The sequence below is a fragment of the Tenacibaculum litopenaei genome, from assembly GCF_964514025.1.
In the GTDB taxonomy this organism is placed as follows: domain Bacteria; phylum Bacteroidota; class Bacteroidia; order Flavobacteriales; family Flavobacteriaceae; genus Polaribacter; species Polaribacter litopenaei.
The window spans coordinates 564,586-574,219 of sequence record NZ_CAZEQT010000007.1; the positions used below are offsets into that span (position 1 = coordinate 564,586).

Below are 9,634 nucleotides of genomic sequence, written 5' to 3' on the forward strand. Positions count from 1 at the left end.
AAATGGCTACTAGAACGTATAGCCTAAAAAATGCATATAGTCAAAATTTGACTGATCCTGAAAATTCATGAGTGCGATTCCAATTCCAGCAATCCCGTGTGATAAGGACAACTGTGCGTTGGTATCGAATTTATTAAACGTTGTATCGAAACCTGCCCATGCAGTGGTTTCTGATTTAAACTCCTTGGTTTTGGAAGCCCAATAAGCAATGGTTTCCTCTAACCCTTCGATATCACTATTTTCTTTTATTTTTTGAAAGAGCGATGCGATTCCCAATACTCCGTAAAACAAATTAGCATCGGTTACGTGTACGCCTTCGTCATCTTTAAACTTCGCAACTTCCTGAATTAAATTAGTAGCGAGCGGTCGGTACTCTTCCATATTACAGAAATTCACCACGCGTAAAATTCCATAGGCAATACCGAGGTCGCCATATACCAACCCAAAGGAAAAAGAAGATTTTTTCTGCACCTCATCGGCACAAAATGGAAATACTGGCATTCCCGTTGGGTTCTTTTGCGCCTCCATAAAAATCATTGCGCCCTTAATTAAATCGTATACTTGGTTTTCTTCGATTTTTAATTGATACAAACTCACCAAAAAATCGACAATTCCCATAATACCGTGCTTTATCCCTAATTCTACTAAGAACTTCCCTCCTCTCGGGATCGTCGATACCCAATAAATACCTCCTGACTTCGCATCTTCACGTGCGAGTTCTTGTACTTTTTCAAATACCTTGCTCAGCAGTTGTTGATAACTTCCTGGATTTCTCTTTTCGCGGAGTACAAAATAATTGGCGTACTTTAAACTACCTGCAATAGGATTTAAGTTATTCTCGTCCAAGCTCTCCATCAAAAGCTCCTCCAAAATTGTATCATTACTACTGATAAATTCTTCTGCTTCTGCTCTACTCAACAAGCCTTGACTCGCATAAAAGTCAACCAAATTGGCAATATCGATAATATCGGCAACGATATCGTACCCTTTGTACTCATCGTTAAGTCCTTTCATGGCATCGTGTAACACCTCCATGCTTTTGTCCATGTCATTTTGGTAATAATAGAACAGTGATACGCCTGCCAATCCGTTCAATACTCCCATAGAGGTAAACACCGCTTTGTTTTCTGCTAAGTTTACTTCGATTTCTTTAATAAGTTCCTTTGTATCCATAACTAGCTTCCTAATTCTAATTGATTTTTAACTAAACTGAAATAATCTCCTTTCTTATTCACCAACTCATCGTGGCTTCCTACCTCACTAATCTTTCCTTTGTTCAACACCACAATTTGATCTGCGTCTTTTACCGTACTGAGTCGGTGTGCAATAATCACTACCGTGCGGCCCTTAAAAAACTGAAATAAGTTATGATGGATAATTTTTTCATTTTCCGCATCTAAGGCAGAGGTTGCCTCATCAAAAAATACGTAATGCGGATCCTTATAAATAGCTCTGGCAATCAGTAAGCGTTGTTTTTGCCCTCCTGACAATCCACTTCCGGCAGCTCCAATGGTCGTTTCATAACCTTGAGGTAACGATTCGATATACCCGTCAATATTTGCCATTTTTGTGGCCATCTTCAATCGTTCCTCATCAATTTCTGTATCAGCCATAACGATGTTTCTAGCGATTGAATCGGAAAATAAGAAGCCATCTTGCATCACTACTCCACAATTTTCACGGATACTCTTTGGAGAAACTTGAAGTATGTTTTGCCCGTTGTAACTCACATGACCACTTACAGAATCATAAAACCTCAACAACAGTTTCATCAGTGTTGTTTTTCCACTTCCACTAGCTCCTACTATGGCAGTTACCTTCCCATCAGGGATATACATATCTATATCTTCAAGCACATAGGGAGAACGAGGACCTTCGTATTGAAAAGACACATTGCTCAATTTGATTCCTTGGTTTAACTGCGCCGTATGCAATTGTAATTCCTGATAATTTTCTTGCTCCTCAGGATCTTCATTTTGTACTTCATTTAATCGAGCCAAACTCAATTTTGCGTCCTGCAGCGATCTCAAAAACACAATGAGTTGATCGACAGGTGAATTCATCATTCCAATAATATACGAGATACTCAACAGGGCTCCGAGGGTCATGTCACCTTGCACTACCAAGAGTGCTGTATAAAAAGACACGACTATATTTTTTACGTGATTGATAAAATTAAATCCAGAACTTTGGATCTGATCGAGGCGCAAAATCTTTAAGTTGATTTCAAAAAGCTTGTTTTGCACACCTCTCCATTGCTCACATTTATAATCTTCAAAACTGTTCAGTTTCATTTCAGTGACACCGTTGAGAATTTCATAAACTGTTTCTTGAGAGTTACTATTTTCAACAAATCGGTGATAGTCGAGTACTTTTCGTTTTTTAAGAAAGTAATTTGACCATAAAATAGACAGGACTGTCAGCGAAGAGTATATAAGTACTATGGTCACATTATAATACGCCAGCACTACAAAAAACACCGAAAAGGTAATCGTTGAGAAAAATGTCGTAATCGATTGAGATGTCAAAAACTGCTCAATGCGATCGTTGTCTTGGATGCGCTGTTGAAAATCGCCTACTAGCTTTGAATCAAAAAATCGCAGTGGTAAATCCAATGTTTTAAGCAGGAATTCCGAAATAATTTGTATTCCAATTTTGGTCCCTACGACGAGGAGCGACCAGTTTCTCAAAATCTCAATTACAATGACTCCTAGGTACAAACTCAACTGAGAGAACAGGATAAACTGAATATAATCTACATTTTTCTGGTTTATTCCTCTATCGATCAAATACTGAGCTAAAAACGGAAATATCATATTGATCAAACTCCCCAGCAGCATAAGCGAAAAAACGATACCTAATTTCTTTTTGTGCGGTTTAAAATAGCTCAGGAAAAACTTGAGAGAAAGCTTATCTTTTTGCTTGAACTCACGCTCGTAAAAGGCTTCCGTGGGCTTGAGGAAAAAGATGATTCCCTGTTCCTTTTCTCCCAACCAAGATTTTGCAAACTTCTCATCGTCCAAACTTATAAATCCATGACCTGGATCTGCTATTTTCCACTTCTTTTTCGTTCCAAAAGTACCTTTCTCATACCCTTTTAAAACCACAAAGTGATTGCTATTCCAATGGATAATACAAGGGTAATTTTCGAAATCCATCTCTTTTAAATCTTCCAAAGTCATCGCTCCAGAAAGCGTTTCAAAACCAAGGCTCTTGGCGCCTTCATCAATTCCGAGTAGCGATACTCCTTCTTTGGTAATAAAACACTTTTCTCGTAAATCACTGAGAGATATTTCTTTTCCGTAGTGGCTAGCAACCATCGCTAAACAAGATGGGCCACAATCCATTTTATCGTATTGTCTAGTAAGTTTCATTCTGAATGGTTTTTTTGTTACTGTATTTTAATTTTCCGAGCTGCTTGTTGTAGTACCTTTCTAACAATCCGTAAATTATTAATTCGTGAAATCTCGGATTGGCTTGAATAATTCTGTTGACGTGCATGTGAATATAACTGCGAACGAGTTCTTCGCGTTTTTCAAAAGCCGCTGGAGTCAGTTCAACCGCTTTTAAGGCGTTCAATCGCTGTACGTACAGTCCGGAGAAATCTGAGGGTTCTCCCTGTACCGCTGCTGTAATCTCGGCATCGTACTTGCGGAATTTACTATTGACATCTTTTTTGACGCTCGCCACTTGCCCATACTCGATCCAGAAACTCTGAAACATGGCTTTCATCACTTTATGGCGTCGTTCTAAATCAATTCCTAAATAGTTAAAATAGTCATCGATAGACTTCAACATATACAACCAACGCTTTCCTAGTCGCAATTGCTTCAATCCTCTCAACAAGGCCACCGTAAACTCTGAATCAATGTGAAAAATAGTTTCTGAACTTTCGATGTTTTCCCAATGATAACGCTCTAATTCACGATTGTAGGTCGACAGGTCGAGCTTCCATATTTTATGCTCGTCGAGCAAGGTCGCTAGTTCTCTATGGATAATCGTAGACACCTCTCCGTATTGTGCTTGATCTTTGAGATGGAATCGCACTCGAATATGGAAATCTGGATCTGCATACCTGATAAAAAACCATTTATCAATCTTCCCTGACTCTTGCAATTTCTGCGCTATCAGCGCGATATTTTTAGTGACAATTTGATCGGCAGTAATCCTACCGGTATACAACTTAAAATACACCCATTCATCTCCGTATATAAAACTTCGCTTTACCTCTGCGGCCTTCGGCGCTACTTTTGGAGTGCTTTTAGCGAGCAATGCATAGTCATTTTCCGATTGAACAATACTGATACACTCATTTGCAAATCGAGTTCCTGGTTCATTTACATCGTATATACACTCTGTAATTCGAAGTGTCTTTTGCTTTAACAATTCATCAAACAATACTTTAGCCGTATTGGTGTTTTGAAGATCGATGATCATTTTATCTTCTCCGAACACGGTGATATACACAAAGCGTGGCACCGCTCTATTTTTCAAATCCTCTAATAATTCGAAGCGATTTTTATAGGCCGAGTTTTTTAACAACCACGAGGCTTTTCTCAATACGATATCCGATCCATAACTTATTCTCGGAACATTTTCAACATCGCGAATGGCAAAACCGCCAAAATCAATAGAATAATCATTGTGGTGATCCTGATCTTGCAAATCACATAAAAAGTGATACAAGGGCAACGAATCGTAGTGGAAATTCTGAGCCGAAGTTAAGTAGGGAATCACCTCTTTGTTCTCTCGCTTAGAACGCAATACTACCCTGTTTCTCTTAACACTTACATACAAATCATTTACAGCTATCGTCGGCATGCCTTCCGTTGTTTTTGAAAGTATGCTCAACTCAGCATCTCGCTGCACGTGTCGCATCAGTATATTCCCCGACCTCGTATTTGGCAAATGCATTACTTCAGCGGTAATAGCACCGTTAAAAAGTGTTTTTTCAGTCTCCGCAACCGTTTTCACCAAGCGTTGAACTTCTCGATCTGTATTGCTAAATCGACCCAAAAGATTCGCTCCTGAAACTCCTCCTACTTTCCCTAAAAATAACTGATCACCGTGTACACTATAGGTCATGGCAAAAGTCCCATTTTTAGGGCTGCGCACATTTTTATACGCTCCTAAATCTACCTTTTTGAGGTCAATGGTGCCTCCAATTGGAGTTTGCATCATCAAATTCATCCAAAAATCGTGAATTTCCGTATCTATTTTTCGCTCTCTCACGGTGTTTTTAGCAGCTGGCATGGTCACGTCATCAATTAGATCTGAAAAAACCACATCGTCCTGCAAATTTGGAAGGTAGGCAATGCCTAACTCATTGTCCAACACCTTAACCAATGGGAGCTCGGCATCTTCGTATCGGCGGTAAAAGTTTTCTTTAAAACGATCCAAATTACTTTTTCGCTTGATAGTACTCTTTGATATCTTTGACAGCAATCCTAGTACTCCCGATAACTTGGTATCAACCTGCTCATCTAAGGTCACCGTCGACTGGTGTTTTTTGAGGTTAGAATTAATCACGTATTTCTTGTCAAAAGGCACCTCTATACTCCTTAATACGCTGTAGATCGCTTCGTATTTTTCTTTGGTATTAAACACGGCTTTATCCAGATTACTCAAGTGTTCTCTCACCGTTTTAAGCGTCTGAAATACGCCGGCTAGTTTCGAATCAGAAACGATGAGGTCTTGATATTCTTCATAGAAATCTAACAACTGCCCTAGCGGATTCGGTTGATTTAGACTCAACTCCAAGGAACTCAAGTATATTTTTGAATCCATTAACTCGCGTAAATAAGCCTCCACGTCCTTCGGATCTACGCCTTCCACTACCGTTAAAACGCGTTTTTTCAACTGTCTAAAACTCAAACCGTCTTGCAACTCCTCAAGCAGGTAATCAATAAGCTGATCGCGATCTACCGATGACAGGGTATAACTCGTTTTACCTCCCTGGTACTGCGGCTCGATAAAGCGAAAACTAGCTCCAATTTTGTAAAGAGTATTGTTTTTGCGAAGGCTCACATTTTCTCTAACTATAGGATATTCGTGTAAACGGTGAATTACGCGTAATAAATACTCCATATCCAAGGTTGAATAGCGTTGATACCCCTGAGATTTTTGCTGCTTATCAAGCACTGAATAGGAAGTAAAAAGTCCGAAAGGGACCGTATTGGATATCGCACGTAGGTAATATTTTAAAATCGCATCATTGATTTTTCCTCGCTTTTTCTCTTTGCGTACTACTTTTCCCCACTCACTGTGTAAAGAAGGAGACGCTAGGTATACCGCCTCGGCAAATTGTTCTTGTGAATACAAGGCATCAATAAAGGTATCCAATGCCGCTTCTTCTCGAGGTATATTTTGGTAATCACCCAGAGAGAACAATGGCTCTCTGACTAATTTTTCTGGAAATAGGCTTAAATTTTTCATATCGGTTCAGTTCAGTTCGGTTCAGTTCAGTTTGTTGATAGCGCTCCTGTTTAGGCTACCATTTTAGCTAGATTTTCAATTTTCTTTTCATTGTTTTTTTCGATGTCGTAAATAATGATCTCATCGATTTGATAGGTATCAAAGTAGGTATTCACTAAAGATCTTAAGCGCTCAGTACTGAGTTTTAAAATGGTCATACCGTTGTACTGCATTTTTTCGATGGTTTGAGAACCCTCGTCTATGCTCACCCCTATAGCGATGTTCACCGTTGGATTCTCTCCGTGCTGGTTATAAAAATCTTTTCTAAAATTCAACAGGTGTTCAATACCGTAATCCTTATCGTAGAGATCGTCTCCGTGCACTAGCGATCTGCAATAATTCAATCGGTATTTCAGAGCGGTGTCTAGGTGTTTGTACGATGATGACAAGTACCAGGTTTGAGGAATACTCCCCGAAAAAGGCGGTAAAAGTGTTTCGAACTCCTCTAAATTTTCGCGTTCTTCGTAAAACAGCTTATGAATACTCGCTATGTTTTTTTGAAATAGTTCGAAGTGATTTTGGGATTTATCAACATTGAGGAAATCGTGCTTAAGTTTATTGATATTATGCCCTTTTGACAAGCCAAAATCTATTCTATCATGAAACAAATTATTTAAAAATTTATAATTTGATGCCAAGGTATAAGGTGAATAATAATTGATAATGGACCCTGCAGATCCCACCTTGATTTTCTCTGTACTCCCTGCGATGATTGTCATTAACATCTCTGGATTCGTATAAGATGTTAAAGTAGAGCTGGTGTGGTGTTCCGCCAGCCAAAATCGCTTTAAATCCATCGCTTCTGCAGCACTTGCATAGGCCACAATATCAACCAGTGTCTGTTGTGTATTTTTATTATCTCGTTCCCCTAATTCGAGTATTCCTAATCTATTTTTTCTCATGATATAAAAGTTTTTAGAGCATTAATACGGACCAATCGCTTTCTACTTGCATTTCGTATTCTAAAAGGGCTAGTGTGGTGCCCGGAAGATTGTTTAGAAAACTCAAAGGATGCGATTCACTGGAATTGTCTAACAGAAAATTAACTGTCTTCTTATACCAGAAGTCGGCAGCTCGTTTTAGTTGTTGATTTTTGGTGTTTCTATAAAGTTTGGTATACATTTTTAAAGCCCCTGAACTCCCGTAAAAAAAGCGGTGATCTTTAATTCTCGTTTCTTCCTCTCGTTTCCTGGTAACACTTGACACGGCAATCTCTTCTGCCAAAGCCATGAGCTCAGGAGTGAGGTACTTGGGTTTTAAAGAGTATACTAAGGTTGAAAAATTCACATCAGAATTAGACCAGGCCAGTACGGCACGATAGTTTAACTCTTCAGGATACACCGAAGGTTTGTGAATACTTCTAGGGAGAAAATAGCGTTTTCCTTCCAGGTAGATTTCCTTGTTATCGATGAGTTCTTTTAGCTTTTTTAACAAACCGGTAATCATCAATGCACATTTCGGACAATCTACGTCGTTCAATACTTTCACTATAGCACAAATGCCGTGTGCATATCCTATGTGTACTCCTTCTAGGTAGTGCGATTCGTTATAAAAAAAGGCGTGGTTATTAGCCGAGTATATTTCGTACATTTTTTCTACGATTCCGCAGGTATATTCTTTGGCATTCACTGTTGCCAGGTAATGCAGGATCCCCACTGGTCCTCGCAAAAAGTCAAAATTATTTTCTTCTAGCAATCGGTGAGCTTCTGCGCTTACCACTTCATTAATTGTCGCAATTTGATCTGCATACGTATCATCGATAATACCATCTTCAAGCAATAAATACAATACAAACCCCAATCCACTTAGTCCATTTTCCAGACTGCTGTCTTTCAACACGGATGATTTTTCGTCATTTACATTGTCTAGAACAATCTTTAAAAAGTATTCGATCTTTGTGAGGTACGACTCCTTCTTAAAAATTCTGTAGAGCATCAAATTGTAAAAAACCATTCCTAAATTTCCATTGAGCAGACCGTCTGATTCCATGTACTGAAATTTGGTAGACTGTATGTAGTTTAAAAGATATTGGGTGATGTTCATAACGAGTGTATTTAGATTATTAATTGCGATTGTTAAATTCAGAAGGATAGCCGGTTACTACTATCCTTCTAAATTTGATAACTGTCTAGCGCTCTATTTGCTCTTTCTTATCACAAGACAATAACAAGCAAGATCCTGCTGGAGCTTTTTCTCCAGTTCCTCCTTTTAAGTTTGCTAATTGAGAATCTTGTAATTTCGTTACAGCTTCTTTGTTTAACTTTAATCCGTTGTTTAATTTGATAGTGTTCATCTTTTTTAGTTTTTTTGGTTAGTTACTTCTTATTTTTCAACTACTTGACCGTCACAAGACAATAAAACACATGATCCTGCTGGTGCCTTTTCTCCGGCTCCTCCTTTAAGATCTGCTAATTGAGAATCTTGTAATTTAGTTACTGCTTCTTTGTTTAATTTTAATCCGTTGTTTAATTTGATAGTGCTCATTTTTTTTAGTTTTTTTGGTTAGTTACTTCTTATTTTTCAACTACTTGACCGTCACAAGACAATAAAACACATGATCCTGCTGGCGCCTTCTCTCCAGCTCCTCCTTTAAGATCTGCCAATTGAGAATCTTGTAATTTAGTTACTGCTTCCTTGTTTAATTTTAATCCGTTGTTTAATTTGATAGTGCTCATCTTTTTTAGTTTTTTTTGGTTAGTTAATTTTTATCTTTCGATTGATTGCTCTGATGCTGACTTGTCACAAGACAATAAAACACATGATCCTGCTGGTGCCTTTTCTCCGGCTCCTCCTTTAAGATCTGCCAATTGAGAATCTTGTAATTTCGTTACTGCTTCTTTGTTTAATTTTAATCCGTTGTTTAATTTGATAGTACTCATCTTTTTTAGTTTTTTAGTTAGTAATTTTTAGCGTTGAATCGCTTCTTCTTTATCTCCTGCACAAGACATTAAGTAGCATGACTGTGACAAGGCTTCAACTACAGCGCCTCCTTTAAACTGCGACAACTGTGAGTCGTGAAGCTTAGTAATCGTCTTTTTATTCAGGTTTAATTCCGAATTAAATTTGATTGTTTTCATAGTTTATTCTTTCAATGCTATTTTATTTTTCTACAGCTTGCTTATCACAAGACAATAACAAACAAGATCCTGCTGGTGCCTTC

At 38.3% G+C, this 9,634-nt stretch carries 10 protein-coding genes; all 10 read right to left on the reverse strand.

All coding sequences use genetic code 11. The features are described from left to right. Window positions 1–9 precede the first annotated feature (9 nt). The 10 genes from ACKTS5_RS17195 to ACKTS5_RS17240 all read right to left on the reverse strand — a co-directional run bounded on the left by ACKTS5_RS17195 (window position 10) and on the right by ACKTS5_RS17240 (window position 9,551). Window positions 10–1,173 (reverse strand): lanthionine synthetase LanC family protein, encoded by a 1,164-nt coding sequence (locus ACKTS5_RS17195; protein WP_408045118.1) that lies wholly within the window; start codon window positions 1,171–1,173, stop codon window positions 10–12. Between the two features lie 2 nt (window positions 1,174–1,175). Next, the gene (locus ACKTS5_RS17200; protein ID WP_408045119.1) at window positions 1,176–3,374 is read right to left on the reverse strand and encodes a peptidase domain-containing ABC transporter; all 2,199 of its coding nucleotides are present in this window, start codon (window positions 3,372–3,374) and stop codon (window positions 1,176–1,178) included. Further along, on the reverse strand, window positions 3,361–6,435 hold the full coding sequence (locus ACKTS5_RS17205; RefSeq protein ID WP_408045120.1) for a lantibiotic dehydratase: 3,075 nt from the start codon (window positions 6,433–6,435) through the stop codon (window positions 3,361–3,363). Before ACKTS5_RS17205 ends, ACKTS5_RS17200 begins: the two co-directional genes overlap by 14 nt. Window positions 6,436–6,485: 50 nt before the next feature. After that, window positions 6,486–7,376 carry an LLM class flavin-dependent oxidoreductase gene (locus tag ACKTS5_RS17210; protein ID WP_408045121.1) on the reverse strand — a complete coding sequence of 297 codons (891 nt, stop codon included), beginning with the start codon at window positions 7,374–7,376 and terminating at the stop codon, window positions 6,486–6,488. A gap of 13 nt (window positions 7,377–7,389) precedes the next feature. Continuing rightward, complete coding sequence (locus tag ACKTS5_RS17215) at window positions 7,390–8,517, reverse strand: lanthionine synthetase LanC family protein (RefSeq protein WP_408045122.1); 1,128 nt, start codon at window positions 8,515–8,517, stop codon at window positions 7,390–7,392. A gap of 85 nt (window positions 8,518–8,602) precedes the next feature. After that, complete coding sequence (locus ACKTS5_RS17220) at window positions 8,603–8,767, reverse strand: class I lanthipeptide (protein WP_408045123.1); 165 nt, start codon at window positions 8,765–8,767, stop codon at window positions 8,603–8,605. Between the two features lie 29 nt (window positions 8,768–8,796). Next, window positions 8,797–8,958, reverse strand: a complete 162-nt coding sequence (locus ACKTS5_RS17225) for a class I lanthipeptide (protein WP_408045124.1) — start codon at window positions 8,956–8,958, stop codon at window positions 8,797–8,799. 29 nt (window positions 8,959–8,987) lie between these two features. Continuing rightward, window positions 8,988–9,149 (reverse strand): class I lanthipeptide, encoded by a 162-nt coding sequence (locus ACKTS5_RS17230; protein ID WP_408045124.1) that lies wholly within the window; start codon window positions 9,147–9,149, stop codon window positions 8,988–8,990. Between the two features lie 30 nt (window positions 9,150–9,179). Beyond that, entirely contained in the window at window positions 9,180–9,353 is a 174-nt protein-coding gene (locus ACKTS5_RS17235) for a class I lanthipeptide (protein WP_408045125.1), read from the reverse strand. Window positions 9,354–9,380: 27 nt separating this feature from the next. Then, window positions 9,381–9,551: a class I lanthipeptide gene (locus ACKTS5_RS17240; RefSeq protein ID WP_408045126.1), complete on the reverse strand. Its 171-nt coding sequence runs from the start codon at window positions 9,549–9,551 to the stop codon at window positions 9,381–9,383. Window positions 9,552–9,634 lie beyond the last annotated feature (83 nt).